A 14,692-nucleotide genomic window follows, 5' to 3' on the forward strand; every position below is an offset into this window, starting at 1 on the left:
ATGAAACGGCTGATGGTGGGACTGTTCGCCGCGCTGCCATTGGTGGCGTGGGCGGCGGAGCCGGCGGCCCAAGTTGCCGCTGCGCCCGTCGGCGGCAGCGTTGGCGGGCAACTGACGCAGCTGGTGCTGGGCCTGTTGCTGGTGGTCGGCTTGATCTTCGTGTTGGCCTGGCTGATGCGTCGTGTGCAGAGCATCGGCCCGGGCAATGCCCAGGTCATCGAAATGATCGGCTCGCGCGCCCTCGGCCCGCGTGACCGGCTGGTGCTGGTGCAAGTGGGCGAGGAACAGATCCTGCTGGGCATTACCCCCGGCCGAATCACGCCGCTGCATGTGCTCAAGACCCCGGTGCCCACCACCCAATCCCAGCCCGCCACGCCAGAATTCGCCCAGCGCCTGATGGAATTGCTGGGCAAGGATCAGAAGGATAAGAAGTAATGCGCGTTTTATTGACGCTCATGCTGTTGCTGGCCGCGCCATTGGCGCTGGCCGCCGACCCGTTGTCGATCCCGGCGATTACGCTGGGTACCAACGCCGCGGGGGCCCAGGAGTATTCGGTCAGCCTGCAGATCCTGCTGATCATGACTGCGCTGAGCTTTATCCCGGCGTTTGTCATGCTGATGACCAGCTTCACGCGGATCATCATCGTGTTCTCGATCCTGCGTCAGGCCCTGGGCCTGCAGCAGACGCCGTCGAACCAGATCCTCACCGGCATGGCATTGTTCTTGACGCTGTTCATCATGGCGCCGGTGTTCGACAAGGTGAACCAGCAAGCCCTGCAGCCGTACCTGGCCGAGACCATCACGGCCCAGGTTGCGATTGACCGGGCGCAAGGGCCGATCAAGGATTTCATGCTGTCGCAGACCCGCTCCAGCGACCTTGAGCTGTTCATGCGCCTGTCCAAGCGTACCGACATCGCGACCCCGGACCAGGCGCCGCTGACCATCCTGGTGCCGGCGTTCGTCACCTCGGAACTGAAGACCGCATTCCAGATCGGCTTCATGATCTTTATCCCGTTCCTGATCATCGACCTGGTGGTGGCGAGCGTGCTGATGGCCATGGGGATGATGATGCTGTCGCCGCTGATTATTTCATTGCCGTTCAAGATCATGCTGTTTGTGCTGGTGGACGGCTGGGCGCTGATTATCGGCACGTTGGCCGGCAGTTTCGGAGGGGTGTGATTTGTTAGGTGAAGCAGCATGACCCCAGAAGTCGCCGTCGACCTGTTCCGTGAAGCACTGTGGCTGACCACCGTGATGGTTGCCGTGCTGGTGGTGCCGAGCCTGTTGGTGGGCCTGCTGGTGGCGATGTTCCAGGCCGCGACCCAGATCAACGAACAGACCTTGAGTTTCCTGCCGCGCCTGCTGGTGATGCTGATCACCCTGATTGTCGCCGGCCCGTGGCTGGTGCAAACCTTCATGGAATACATCCTGCAGCTGTACGGCAGTATTCCGCAGTTGATCGGCTGACCCGATGCAGTCCTTGCTGGCATTGACCGACACCCAGATCAGCACGTGGGTGGCCTCGTTCATCCTGCCGTTGTTCCGGGTGACGGCGGTGCTGATGAGCATGCCGGTGTTCGGTACTACCCTGGTGCCGCGCCGCATCCGCCTGTATTTCGCCGTGGCGATCACCGTGGTGCTCGTGCCTGGCCTGCCGCCGATGCCCCCGGTCAACGCACTCGACCTCAGTGCCTTGATGCTGATTGCCGAGCAGATCCTGATCGGCTCGCTGCTGGGCTTTTCGCTGCAACTGTTCTTCCAGGCGTTCGTGATCGCCGGGCAGATCATCTCGATCCAGATGGGCATGGGCTTCGCGTCCATGGTCGACCCCACCAACGGCGTATCGGCGGCGGTGATCGGGCAGTTCCTGACCATGCTGGTGACCTTGTTGTTCCTGGCCATGAACGGCCACCTGGTGGTGTTCGAGGTGTTGACCGAAAGCTTCACCACCTTGCCGGTAGGCTCCGGGCTGGTGGTCAATCACTTCTGGGAGCTGGTGGGGCGTCTCAGTTGGGTGCTCGGTGCCTCGCTGTTGCTGGTACTGCCGGCGATCACGGCCTTGCTGGTGGTCAACATCGCGTTTGGCGTCATGACCCGCGCGGCGCCACAGCTGAACATTTTCTCCATTGGTTTCCCCTTGACCCTGGTGCTGGGCATGGGGATTTTCTGGGTCGGCCTGGCCGACATTCTCAATCAGTATCAACCGCTGGCGACCGACGCCTTGCAGTTCCTACGTGATCTGGCACGGGCGCGCTGAGCCATGGCCGAGAGCGAGAGTGGTCAGGACAAGACAGAAGACCCCACGGAGAAACGTAAAAAGGACTCCAGGGAAAAGGGCGAGATTGCCCGTTCCAAGGAACTCAATACCGTTGCGACCATGATGGCCGGATCCGGTGCCTTGCTGATCTATGGCGGCGGCCTGGCGCTGGACTTGATGGAACTGATGAAGCACAACTTCACCTTGCCCCGCGATGTGTTGCTCAACCCCGGCTCCATGGGCCAATACCTGCTGCACTCGGGCAAGATCGCGATATTGGCGGTGCAGCCGATCCTGATCACCCTGCTGCTGGCCGCACTGATCGGCCCGGTCGCCCTCGGCGGCTGGCTGTTCGCCGCCGGCAGCATGGCGCCCAAGTTCAGCCGCATGAACCCTGCGGCAGGGCTCAAGCGCATGTTTTCCGCCAAGGCCCTGGTGGAGCTGCTCAAGGCCCTGGCCAAGTTCATCCTGATTTTGTTCGTGGCGCTGATGGTGTTGTCGTCCGACATCGACGACCTGCTGCGCATCGCCCATGAACCCCTGGAGTCGGCGATCATCCACAGCGTGCAGGTGGTGGGCTGGAGTGCGCTGTGGATGGCCGCCGGGCTGATCATCATCGCGGCGGTGGATGCGCCGATCCAGTTGTGGGAAAGCCACAAGAAACTGCTGATGACCAAGCAGGAAGTGCGCGACGAGCACAAGGACCAGGAAGGTCGCCCCGAGGTCAAGCAACGCATCCGCCAGCTGCAGCGGGAAATGTCCCAGCGCAAGATGATGGCCTCGGTGCCCGACGCCGACGTGGTCATCACCAACCCGACCCACTACGCCGTGGCCCTCAAGTACGACCCGGAGAAGGGCGGCGCGCCGATGCTGCTGGCCAAGGGCAGCGACTTTACCGCACTGAAAATCCGTGAAATCGCCGTGGCCCACGACATCCTGCTGCTGGAATCGCCGGAGCTGGCGCGGTCGATCTTCTACTCCACCGACCTCGACCAGGAAATCCCGGCGGGGTTGTACCTGGCCGTGGCCCAGGTGTTGGCGTATGTCTATCAGATTCGCCAATATCGCGCGGGTAAGGGGAAACGCCCGGATCCGCTCAAGGACCTGCCGATTCCGCCGGAGTTGCGTCGCGATTCCTGACCTCTTACCACTCGTCACTAACTGCCGTCTACCTGTCAACTTTGACAGTAGTCAATCTTATTTCCAGCGCGTTTGATTAGGCTCAGGTCTTAAAACAAGCAGGGTGGAGAAGGTTAATGGCAACCGGCATCGTAAAGTGGTTCAACGCAGAAAAGGGGTTTGGTTTCATCAAGCCGGACGACGGTTCTGAAGATGTATTTGTGCATTACTCGGGGATCGTTTCCGGCGGTTTCAAAAGCCTGGATGAAAACCAAAAGGTCGAATACGTGCTTGCCAACGGTCCCAAGGGGCTGCAGGCAACTGAAGTTAAAACTGTGAGCTAGCCCGTGGGCGCTAGTTTCGCTGTCGGTAATGGATGTGCACAGAACCGACTATGGGAGGGGGCTTGTCCCCTCCCGCAGTTGGAGTGTTTACATCCGATAGAACTCGGGCGCCTGTAGCGATCCACCTCCTCAAAAGCAAAGTTGGAAGGCTTCTTGCAATACCGCCTCCAGGACGTCTCCCGGCGTCAAAAGTTTGCTTCAAGGAAACGAGGAATACCGGTGGTGGATCGCTCTCAAATGTTCAGCACGGCCCGTGGCACCCTGACTGACCTCTCGCGGGGCAATCTGGGTGTGCCGTTGTTGTTGCTGGTCATGCTGGCAATGATGATGTTGCCGATGCCGCCGTTCCTGCTGGACGTGTTCTTCACCTTCAACATCGCCCTGTCCGTCGTCGTGCTGCTGGTGTGCGTCTACGCCTTGCGGCCGCTGGATTTCGCGGTGTTCCCGACGATCCTGCTGGTGGCAACCCTGTTGCGCCTGGCGCTGAACGTGGCGTCCACCCGTGTGGTCATGCTCCACGGCCAGGATGGCCACGCCGCTGCCGGTAAGGTGATCCAGGCCTTCGGTGAGGTGGTGATTGGCGGTAACTACGTGGTCGGTATCGTGGTGTTCGCGATCCTCATGATCATCAACTTCGTGGTGGTGACCAAGGGCGCCGGGCGGATTTCCGAGGTGAGCGCACGCTTTACCCTCGACGCCATGCCCGGCAAGCAGATGGCTATCGACGCCGACCTCAACGCCGGCCTGATCGACCAGAACCAGGCCAAGACCCGCCGCTTGGAAGTCGCCCAGGAAGCCGAGTTCTACGGTTCCATGGACGGTGCCAGTAAATTCGTGCGCGGTGACGCCATCGCCGGCCTGCTGATCCTGTTCATCAACCTGATCGGCGGCATGGCGGTCGGGATCTTCCAGCACGGCATGACCTTCGGCGATGCGGGCAAGGTGTACGCCCTGCTGACCATCGGTGACGGTTTAGTGGCGCAATTGCCATCACTGTTGTTATCTACAGCTGCCGCCATCATGGTGACCCGTGCTTCGGGCTCCGAAGACATGGGCAAGCAGATCAGCCGCCAGATGTTTGCCTCGCCCAAGGCCCTGGCCGTGGCGGCCGGCATCATGGCGATCATGGGGATCGTGCCGGGCATGCCCCATGTGTCGTTCCTGAGCATGGCAGCCATGGCGGGCGGTGGTGCCTACCTGTTCTGGAAAAAGCAGAATGCGGTCAAGGTCCAGGCCCTGCAAGAAGTTGCGCGCCAGCAGGAACTGCTGCCGTCCCCGGCCCGCGCCCAGGAAACCAAGGAGTTGGGCTGGGACGACGTGACCCCGATCGACATGATCGGCCTGGAAGTCGGCTACCGCTTGATTCCGCTGGTGGACCGCAACCAGGGCGGCCAGTTGCTCGCGCGGATCAAGGGCGTGCGCAAGAAGCTGTCCCAGGACCTGGGCTTCCTGATGCCCACCGTGCATATCCGCGACAACCTCGACCTGGCCCCCAGTGCCTACCGCCTGACCCTGATGGGCGTGATCCTGGCCGAAGCCGAGATCTACCCGGACCGCGAGCTGGCAATCAACCCCGGCCAGGTATTCGGCAGCCTCAACGGCATTACCGCCAAAGATCCGGCTTTTGGCCTGGAGGCGGTGTGGATCGAAATCAGCCAGCGCAGCCAGGCGCAGTCCCTGGGCTACACCGTGGTGGACGCCAGTACCGTGGTCGCAACCCACCTCAACCAGATCCTGTACAAGCACTCCCACGAGCTGATCGGCCACGAAGAAGTCCAGCAATTGATGGGCTTGCTGGGCAAGGCCTCGCCAAAACTGGCAGAAGAGCTGGTGCCGGGCGTGCTGTCGTTGTCGCAACTGCTCAAGGTGCTGCAGGCGCTGTTGGCCGAACAGGTGCCGGTACGCGACATTCGCAGCATTGCCGAGGCTATCGCCAACAATGCCGCCAAGAGTCAAGATACCGCCGCGCTGGTGGCGGCGGTGCGTGTCGGATTGTCCCGCGCAATCGTGCAAAGCATTGTAGGGCTTGACTCCGAGCTGCCTGTGATCACCTTGGAACCAAGGTTGGAACAGATATTGCTCAATAGTATTCAGAAGGCAGGACAAGGCCAGGAAGAGGGCGTTCTGCTGGAGCCAAGCATGGCTGAGAAACTGCAGCGTTCGTTGATCGACGCCGCACAGCGCCAGGAAATGCAGGGCCAACCCGTGATTCTGCTGGTGGCGGGTCCGGTCCGGGCGATGTTGTCGCGGTTTGGACGTCTGGCAGTACCGAATTTGCACGTTTTGGCTTATCAGGAAATTCCTGACAACAAGCAAGTGACTATCGTCGCGACAGTAGGGCCCAACGGCTGAGGGTAGTGGGTTATGCAAGTTAAGCGTTTTTTCGCCGCCGATATGCGTCAGGCCATGAAACTGGTCCGCGATGAGCTGGGCGCCGATGCCGCGATTATCGGTAATCGTCGTATTGCCGGCGGTGTCGAGCTGACGGCTGCCCTGGACTACACCCCCTCGGCATTGGCGCCGCGTGTGCCGAACATGGAGCTCGAAGACGAGCTGCGCAAGACCGCTTCGCGCATCGTCTCGGCCCAGGCTGAGCTGAGCATGCGTGGCGACAGCGATGCCTCCACCAATCGCCAGTTGTTCGCCGGCCTGCCGCTGACCGCCGCCGAGCCGCTGGTTGAGCCAACGTTCATCGAACCGCCACGTCCTGCCGCGCCAGCCCCGGCCGCCGCAGTCGACCAGCGCGTCTTCGACTCGATGCGTTTTGAACTCAACGGCCTGCGCGAATTGCTGGAAGTGCAACTGGGTTCGCTGGCCTGGACCCAACTGCAAGGCAGCAAACCGCACCAGGCCAACCTCTGGCGCCGCCTGCAACGCATCGGCCTGTCCGGCCCGTTGTCCCGCGACCTGCTGGCCCTGACCACCGAAATCGAAGAGCCTCGCCAGGCCTGGCGCATGTTGCTGGCCCACCTGGCGCGGATGATCGCCACCCCGGAAATCGAACCCCTGGAAGAGGGCGGTGTGATCGCCATGGTCGGCCCTGCCGGCATGGGCAAGACCACCACCCTGGCCAAGCTGGCGGCGCGCTATGTGCTCAAGTACGGCGCGAACAGCATCGCGCTGGTGAGCATGGACAGCTACCGCATCGGCGCCCAGGAACAGCTCAAGACCCTGGGCCGTATCCTCAATGTGCCGGTCACCCACGTCGACCCGGGCCAATCCCTGGCCAACGCGCTCGATCCGTTGCTGCGCAAGCGCGTGGTGCTGATCGACACCGCCGGCCTGCAGGCCAGCGATCCGGCGTTGCGCCTGCAACTGGAAAGCCTGGCCGGGCGTGGTATCAAGTCGAAAAATTACCTGGTGCTTGCAACCACCAGCCAGAAACAGGTTCTTACCGCTGCGTACCATAGCTACAAGCGTTGCGGTCTGGCCGGCTGCATCCTGACTAAACTGGATGAAACCGCCAGCCTGGGCGAAGTGTTGAGCCTGGCTATCAGCCATGAACTACCGGTTGCCTACCTGACCGACGGCCCGCGGATCCCGGATGATTTGCATCTGCCGCGCCGTCATCAACTGGTCAGCCGCGCTGTCAGCGTGCAAATGCAAGAAGAGCCTAGCGAGGAAGCGATGGCCGATATGTTCGCCGACCTTTACCACAACCCGGCAAAGCGGGTGGGTTGAGGCGCGATGAACACCGTGAAATGTACCTACATCGATGGTCTGCAAGCGATTCACGCGGCCAAGCCATGTAGCCTGCGTCTAAGCAAGACAAGGTAAAGAAATAAAATGGGCAGCATGCATCCCGTACAGGTGATCGCGGTGACCGGCGGCAAAGGTGGCGTCGGAAAAACTAACGTGTCAGTGAATTTGTCCCTGGCCCTGGCAGAGCTTGGCCGTCGCGTCATGCTGCTGGATGCTGACCTGGGGCTGGCGAACGTCGACGTTCTGCTGGGACTGACGCCCAAACACACCCTGGCCGATGTGATCGAGGGGCGCTGTGAGCTGCGCGACGTGCTGCTCCAGGGCCCTGGCGGGATCCGCATCGTGCCGGCCGCCTCCGGTACCCAGAGCATGGTGCACCTGAGCCCGGCGCAGCATGCCGGCCTGATCCAGGCATTCAGTGACATCGGCGACAACCTTGACGTGCTGGTGATCGACACCGCCGCCGGGATCGGCGAGTCCGTGGTCAGCTTCGTGCGCGCGGCGCAGGAAGTCTTGCTGGTGGTCTGCGATGAACCCACCTCGATCACCGACGCCTACGCCCTGATCAAACTGCTTAACCGTGACTACGGCATGAACCGCTTCCGCGTCCTGGCCAACATGGCCCAGAGCCCGCAGGAAGGTCGCAACCTGTTCGCCAAGTTGACCAAGGTCACGGATCGCTTTCTCGATGTCGCCTTACAATACGTCGGTGCAGTTCCCTACGACGAGTGTGTGCGCAAGGCTGTGCAAAAGCAGCGTGCAGTCTACGAAGCGTTCCCTCGTTCCAAGTGCGCATTGGCGTTCAAGGCTATTGCCCAGAAGGTCGATACCTGGCCGTTGCCTGCCAACCCTCGGGGGCATCTGGAGTTTTTCGTCGAGCGATTGGTGCATCAGACGAGTGCAGGACCGGTGCTATGACAGCGAACGGCTATAACGCTTACAAGAAGTCTGCCCGTGACAGCCAGGGCGAGTTGATCGAGCGCTATGCGCCACTGGTCAAGCGCATCGCCTATCACCTGCTGGCACGCCTGCCCGCCAGCGTCCAGGTCGAAGACCTGATCCAGGCGGGCATGATCGGCCTGCTCGAAGTGTCGACCAAGTACGACGCGAGCAAGGGCGCGAGCTTCGAGACGTATGCGGGCATCCGCATCCGTGGCGCGATGCTCGACGAAGTGCGCAAAGGCGATTGGGCGCCGCGTTCGGTGCACCGCAATACACGCATGGTCAGTGACGCAATTCGTGCAATTGAAGCAAAAACCGGTCGCGACGCTAAAGATCACGAAGTTGCGGCCGAACTCCAATTGAGTCTCGACGATTATTACGGGATTTTGAACGATACCTTGGGCAGCCGCCTGTTCAGTTTCGACGACCTGTTACAGGACGGCGAACACGAAGGGCTGCATGAGGACGGCGCGAGCACGCATATGGAGCCGTCGCGTGACCTGGAAGATGAGCGTTTCCAGGGAGCGTTGGCGGACGCCATTGCCAACTTGCCGGAGCGTGAGCGGTTGGTGTTGGCGTTGTACTACGACGAAGAGCTGAACCTCAAGGAAATCGGTGAGGTCCTGGGGGTCAGCGAATCCCGTGTCAGCCAGTTGCACAGCCAGTGCGCGGCCCGCTTGCGGGGGCGTCTGGGAGAGTGGCGAGCGCGCTGACAGGCAGTGTGGGGAGCATTGCAAAGCGATACCGCGAAGGTGATAGCCTTCGCGGGCTCGGGCCGTGGTGCCCTCGGCAGTCCTTTTTGTGTAATGCCTGTTGATTGAAATGGCGCGTCCAGGTGCTGGGCGCGTTTAAGACTGCTTGGAGGTCGAATTGGACAAGAACATGAAAATCCTCATCGTTGATGACTTCTCAACGATGCGGCGGATCATAAAAAACCTGTTGCGTGACCTTGGGTTCACAAACACGGTCGAGGCGGATGACGGCCTTACGGCGATTCCGATCCTCAACAGCGGGAGCATCGACTTTCTGGTAACGGACTGGAACATGCCGGGGATGACCGGTATCGACTTGTTGCGCCACGTGCGTGCCGACGAAAAATTGCGCAGCCTTCCCGTGTTGATGGTGACCGCCGAAGCCAAGCGTGAACAGATCATCGAAGCCGCCCAGGCCGGGGTCAACGGTTACGTGGTCAAACCATTCACTGCACAGGCCTTGAAAGAGAAGATCGAAAAGATCTTCGAACGCATCCACGGCTGATGCCATCGCGGGGGAGCTATGGAGCATAAAGAAACGTCACAGGGAGACTTTGAGTCGACCCTGAAAAAGCATGCTCACCAGTTGGTCGACAGCCTTGAAAAAGGCCAGTTCGGCGATGCGGTGCAGTTGATCCATGAGCTCAACCAGACCCGTGACCGAGGCCTGTACCAGGAAGTGGGCAAGCTCACACGCGAGCTGCACAGCGCGATCGTCAATTTCCAGATTGACCCGCACATGCCCCAGGCCGAAGAGATTTCGCAGATCACCGACGCCACCGAACGCCTGTCCTATGTGGTCAGGCTGACCGAGGCGGCGGCCAACCGCACCATGGACCTGGTGGAAAACGCCACGCCCCTGGTCAACGGCATGGCCACGGAAGCCCACGCCCTGAGCGTTGACTGGGGCCGCTTCATGCGCCGTGAAGTCGGTGCGGAAGAGTTTCGTGAGCTGGCACGTCGGGTCGAAGGGTTTTTGTCGCGCAGCGAGCAGGAAAACCGCACGGTTTCCAGCAACCTCAATGACATTCTGCTCGCCCAGGATTACCAGGACCTGACCGGTCAGGTGATCAAGCGTGTGACCCAGTTGGTCACCGAAGTGGAAAGCAACCTGCTCAAATTGGTACTCATGGCCGGCCAGGTCGACCGTTTTGCCGGCATCGAACATGACCGCGAAGCGATCCTCTCTGAAAAAGATCCACAAAAACATCTCGCCAAGGGTGAAGGTCCGCAGATTCATGCCGATAAACGTGAAGACGTTGTGTCAGGTCAGGATGACGTAGATGACCTGTTATCCAGTTTAGGCTTCTAAGGAGCACCCACATGAGCTTCGGCGCCGATGAAGAGATCCTTCAGGATTTCCTTGTAGAGGCCGGCGAAATTTTAGAGCAACTGTCCGAACAACTGGTCGAGCTGGAAAGCCGCCCGGATGATGCGAACCTGCTCAATGCAATTTTTCGCGGTTTTCATACTGTAAAAGGGGGCGCCGGCTTCCTCCAGCTCCATGAGCTGGTGGAGTGCTGCCACATCGCCGAGAACGTGTTCGACATCCTGCGCAAGGGTGAGCGTCACGTTGATTCGGAGTTGATGGACGTGATTCTCGAAGCACTGGATGCGGTCAACGGCATGTTCAGCGAAGTGCGCGAGCGTGCCCCGATCACCGCAGCCACTCCGGAACTGCTGGCCGCCCTGGCGCGCTATGCAGAGCCGGCCGACACCTCGGCAGCGCCGGTGGTCGAAGCCGTACCGGAACCGGTGGCGGAGCCTGAAGCGGATGTGACGGACAGCGAGTTCGAGCAACTGCTCAGCTCCCTCAGTGCCGTCAAGGCCGAAGCCGAAGCGCCGGCTGCGGTTGCCCCGGTTGCCCCGGCTGTCGCGCCGACCAGCGAGGACATTACCGACGCTGAGTTCGAGTCCCTGCTCGATCAATTGCACGGCAAGGGCCAGTTCGCCGCCGACGCCGTGGCGCCTGCCGGTGCCGCCGCCGGTGCTGCGCAGGCGCCTGCCGCTTCTGCCAGCACCGACATCACTGACGATGAATTCGAAGCGTTGCTCGACCAGTTGCATGGCAAGGGTACCTTCGCGGCCGATGCCTTGCCGGCAGTCGCCGCTACGGCCGCGGCCCCGGCAGCACCCGCTGCCGGCGCCAAGCCTGCGGACGATGGGTTGATCTCCGATCACGAATTCGAAGCACTGCTGGACGATCTGCACGGCAAGGGCAAGTTCACCGAAGTCGCCCCGGCCGCTGCTGCAGCCACGGCGGCACCGGTTGCCGCCAAAGCCGCCGCGCCCGCCGCCAAGCCTGCGCCTGCGCCGGCTGCTGCCCCGGCTCCAGCGCGTGCCGCTACGGCGCCGGTCGCGGAAAAACCGGCCAGTGAAGCCGAAACCACCGTACGGGTCGATACCGCGCGGCTGGACGACATCATGAACATGGTCGGCGAGCTGGTACTGGTGCGTAACCGCCTGGTGCGCCTGGGCCTGAGCAGTGGCGATGAAGCCATGCAGAAGGCCGTGTCGAACCTCGACGTGGTCACCGCCGACCTGCAGACCGCGGTGATGAAAACGCGCATGCAGCCGATCAAGAAAGTCTTCGGCCGCTTCCCGCGCCTGGTTCGCGACCTCGCGCGCCAGCTGAAGAAAGAGATCAACCTGGAACTGGTGGGTGAAGAAACCGACCTCGACAAGAACCTTGTCGAGGCCCTGGCCGACCCGCTGGTCCACTTGGTGCGCAACGCTGTCGACCACGGTGTCGAAACCCCGGAAGAACGCGAAGCCTCAGGCAAGTCCCGTGGCGGCAAGGTGATCCTGGCGGCGGAGCAGGAAGGCGACCACATCCTGCTGTCGATCACCGATGACGGCAAGGGCATGGACCCGAATATCCTGCGCAGTATCGCCGTCAAGCGTGGCGTGATGGACAAGGACGCCGCCGACCGCCTGACCGACACCGAGTGCTACAACCTGATCTTCGCCCCCGGCTTCTCGACCAAGACCGAGATTTCCGACGTGTCGGGCCGTGGCGTGGGCATGGACGTGGTGAAGACCAAGATCAGCCAGCTCAACGGTTCGATCAACATCTACTCGACCAAGGGCCAGGGCTCCAAGATCGTCATCAAGGTGCCGTTGACCCTGGCGATCATGCCGACCCTGATGGTGATGCTGGGCAACCAGGCGTTCGCCTTCCCGCTGGTCAACGTCAACGAGATCTTCCACCTCGACCTGTCGCGCACCAACGTGGTCGACGGCCAGGAAGTGGTGATCGTGCGGGACAAGGCGTTGCCCCTGTTCTACCTCAAGCGCTGGCTGGTTGCATCGGCCGCCCATGAAGAGCAGCGCGAAGGCCATGTGGTGATTCTCTCCGTGGGCACCCAGCGTATCGGCTTTGTCGTCGATCAACTGGTTGGCCAGGAAGAAGTGGTCATCAAGCCTTTGGGCAAAATGCTGCAGGGAACCCCGGGCATGTCGGGTGCGACCATCACCGGTGACGGTCGGATCGCGCTGATTCTCGATGTTCCGAGCATGCTCAAGCGTTACGCCGCTCGGCGTATTTGATTCTGGTGGGGCATAGGCGGTATTGCCCGCCCCACCTAACGGAGTGTTTATGGCAGTCAAGGTCCTGGTGGTGGACGATTCGGGTTTCTTCCGCCGCCGCGTCTCGGAAATTCTTTCCGCCGATCCAAGCATCCAGGTGGTCGGCACGGCCACCAACGGCAAAGAGGCGATTGATCAAGCCATTGCGTTGAAGCCGGACGTGATCACCATGGACTACGAGATGCCGATGATGGATGGCATCACGGCAGTCCGGCACATCATGCAACGCTGCCCGACCCCGGTATTGATGTTCTCCTCGCTGACCCACGAAGGCGCCCGAGTGACCCTCGACGCGCTGGATGCGGGGGCGGTGGACTTCCTGCCGAAGAATTTCGAAGACATCTCGCGCAACCCCGAGAAGGTCAAGCAACTGCTGTGCGAGAAAGTCCACAGTATTTCCCGCAGCAACCGCCGCAGCCTGTTCAGCGCGCCAGCCCCTGCGCCGGCACCGGTTGCTGCGCCGGCGGCGCCTGCCGGTTCCACGTTTGGCCGCCCGGCGCCTGCGCCGGTTGCACGGCCTGCCGCGCCGCCGGTGCGCACGTCCGCACCGGCGGCTGCCCATTCGCCTGCGCCCAAGCGCAAGGCCTATAAACTGGTCGCCATCGGCACCTCCACCGGCGGCCCGGTCGCCTTGCAGCGCGTGTTGACCCAATTGCCGGCCAACTTCCCGGCGCCGATCGTGTTGATCCAGCACATGCCCGCCGCGTTCACCAAGGCCTTTGCCGAGCGCCTGGACAAGCTCTGCCGCATCAGCGTCAAGGAAGCCGAGGATGGCGACATCCTGCGTCCTGGCCTGGCGTTGCTGGCTCCGGGCGGCAAGCAGATGATGGTCGACGGCCGTGGCGCGATCAAAATCCTGCCGGGTGATGAGCGCCTCAACTACAAGCCGTGCGTGGACATCACCTTCGGTTCGGCGGCCAAGTCCTACGGCGACAAAGTTCTGGCGGTGGTGCTCACCGGCATGGGCGCCGACGGTCGTGAAGGCGCGCGCCTGCTCAAGCAGGGCGGCAGTGCGATCTGGGCCCAGGACGAGGCCAGCTGCGTGATCTATGGCATGCCCATGGCCATCGTCAAGGCTGACCTGGCCGACGCCGTCTACAGCCTGGACGATATCGGCAGGCATCTGGTGGAGGCCTGCCTCTGATGGATGTATTGAGCCTGATCGGCATCATCCTGGCGTTTGTCGCCATTATTGGCGGCAACTACCTCGAAGGCGGTCACCTGGGCGCCCTGGCCAACGGCCCGGCGGCGCTGATCGTGATTGGCGGCACGGTGGGCGCCGCGTTGCTGCAGTCACCGATGAGTTCGTTCAAGCGCGCGATGCAAATCCTCATCTGGATCATTTTTCCGCCGCGTGTCGACCTGGCCGGTGGCATCGATCGCGTCGTCAACTGGAGCCTCACCGCGCGCAAGGAAGGCCTGCTGGGCCTCGAAGGCGTGGCCGATGCCGAACCCGACAGCTATTCGCGCAAAGGCCTGCAATTGCTGGTGGACGGCGCCGAGCCGGAAGCGATCCGCAGCATCCTCGAGGTGGATTTCTACACCCAGGAAAGCCGCGACATCAACGCCGCCAAAGTGTTTGAAAGCATGGGCGGCTACGCGCCGACCATCGGCATCATCGGCGCGGTGATGGGCCTGATCCACGTGATGGGCAACCTGGCCGATCCGTCGCAACTGGGCAGCGGCATTGCCGTGGCGTTCGTTGCCACCATCTACGGGGTGGCCAGTGCCAACCTGGTGCTGTTGCCGGTGGCCAGCAAGCTCAAGTCGATTGCCATGCGCCAGTCGCGCTATCGCGAGATGCTGCTGGAAGGCATCCTGTCGATTGCCGAGGGCGAGAACCCGCGCTCCATCGAATTGAAGCTCCAGGGCTTCATGGATTGATGGTCATGAACCCTGTAGGAGCGAGCTTGCTCGCGAAAATCGTCAACGATAACGCGGGCATCGTGGATGAACGCGTTGCTCTCGGGTTTTTCGCGAGCAAGCTCG

15 protein-coding genes are annotated in these 14,692 nt (G+C 61.6%); all 15 read left to right on the forward strand.

From position 1 onward, the window contains the following. The gene (gene fliO / locus V3W40_RS10730) at window positions 1-435 is read left to right on the forward strand and encodes a flagellar biosynthetic protein FliO (protein WP_065924964.1); all 435 of its coding nucleotides are present in this window, start codon (window positions 1-3) and stop codon (window positions 433-435) included. After that, window positions 435-1,178, forward strand: coding sequence for a flagellar type III secretion system pore protein FliP (gene fliP / locus V3W40_RS10735; protein ID WP_065924965.1), 744 nt, complete (start codon window positions 435-437; stop codon window positions 1,176-1,178). Before fliO ends, fliP begins: the two co-directional genes overlap by 1 nt. A gap of 18 nt (window positions 1,179-1,196) precedes the next feature. After that, window positions 1,197-1,466 carry a flagellar biosynthesis protein FliQ gene (gene fliQ, locus V3W40_RS10740; protein WP_027603863.1) on the forward strand — a complete coding sequence of 90 codons (270 nt, stop codon included), beginning with the start codon at window positions 1,197-1,199 and terminating at the stop codon, window positions 1,464-1,466. Window positions 1,467-1,470: 4 nt separating this feature from the next. After that, window positions 1,471-2,256, forward strand: coding sequence for a flagellar biosynthetic protein FliR (gene fliR / locus V3W40_RS10745; protein WP_027603864.1), 786 nt, complete (start codon window positions 1,471-1,473; stop codon window positions 2,254-2,256). A gap of 3 nt (window positions 2,257-2,259) precedes the next feature. After that, window positions 2,260-3,396 (forward strand): flagellar biosynthesis protein FlhB, encoded by a 1,137-nt coding sequence (gene flhB, locus V3W40_RS10750; RefSeq protein ID WP_065946824.1) that lies wholly within the window; start codon window positions 2,260-2,262, stop codon window positions 3,394-3,396. 116 nt (window positions 3,397-3,512) lie between these two features. Beyond that, complete coding sequence (locus V3W40_RS10755; RefSeq protein ID WP_027603866.1) at window positions 3,513-3,719, forward strand: cold-shock protein; 207 nt, start codon at window positions 3,513-3,515, stop codon at window positions 3,717-3,719. Between the two features lie 237 nt (window positions 3,720-3,956). Further along, window positions 3,957-6,071, forward strand: coding sequence for a flagellar biosynthesis protein FlhA (flhA, locus tag V3W40_RS10760; RefSeq protein WP_371856044.1), 2,115 nt, complete (start codon window positions 3,957-3,959; stop codon window positions 6,069-6,071). A 12-nt stretch (window positions 6,072-6,083) separates the two neighbouring features. Further along, complete coding sequence (flhF, locus tag V3W40_RS10765; RefSeq protein WP_330214999.1) at window positions 6,084-7,400, forward strand: flagellar biosynthesis protein FlhF; 1,317 nt, start codon at window positions 6,084-6,086, stop codon at window positions 7,398-7,400. A gap of 105 nt (window positions 7,401-7,505) precedes the next feature. Beyond that, entirely contained in the window at window positions 7,506-8,339 is an 834-nt protein-coding gene (gene fleN / locus V3W40_RS10770; protein WP_003192912.1) for a flagellar synthesis regulator FleN, read from the forward strand. Next, a complete protein-coding gene (gene fliA / locus V3W40_RS10775; RefSeq protein WP_065924972.1) occupies window positions 8,336-9,076 on the forward strand; it encodes an RNA polymerase sigma factor FliA in 741 nt (246 codons plus the stop codon). Before fleN ends, fliA begins: the two co-directional genes overlap by 4 nt. Window positions 9,077-9,245: 169 nt before the next feature. Then, complete coding sequence (locus V3W40_RS10780; RefSeq protein ID WP_160385018.1) at window positions 9,246-9,620, forward strand: chemotaxis response regulator CheY; 375 nt, start codon at window positions 9,246-9,248, stop codon at window positions 9,618-9,620. Window positions 9,621-9,638: 18 nt separating this feature from the next. After that, complete coding sequence (locus tag V3W40_RS10785; RefSeq protein ID WP_065924973.1) at window positions 9,639-10,427, forward strand: protein phosphatase CheZ; 789 nt, start codon at window positions 9,639-9,641, stop codon at window positions 10,425-10,427. Between the two features lie 11 nt (window positions 10,428-10,438). Next, on the forward strand, window positions 10,439-12,664 hold the full coding sequence (locus V3W40_RS10790) for a chemotaxis protein CheA (RefSeq protein ID WP_330215000.1): 2,226 nt from the start codon (window positions 10,439-10,441) through the stop codon (window positions 12,662-12,664). A 49-nt stretch (window positions 12,665-12,713) separates the two neighbouring features. After that, window positions 12,714-13,847, forward strand: coding sequence for a protein-glutamate methylesterase/protein-glutamine glutaminase (locus V3W40_RS10795; protein WP_074847404.1), 1,134 nt, complete (start codon window positions 12,714-12,716; stop codon window positions 13,845-13,847). Continuing rightward, window positions 13,847-14,587 carry a flagellar motor protein gene (locus V3W40_RS10800; RefSeq protein WP_027603872.1) on the forward strand — a complete coding sequence of 247 codons (741 nt, stop codon included), beginning with the start codon at window positions 13,847-13,849 and terminating at the stop codon, window positions 14,585-14,587. The genes V3W40_RS10795 and V3W40_RS10800 overlap by 1 nt, the downstream gene beginning before the upstream one ends. Window positions 14,588-14,692: the final 105 nt, after the last annotated feature.

The organism is Pseudomonas sp. AM8 (assembly GCF_036346475.1).
Lineage (GTDB): Bacteria > Pseudomonadota > Gammaproteobacteria > Pseudomonadales > Pseudomonadaceae > Aquipseudomonas > Aquipseudomonas marginalis.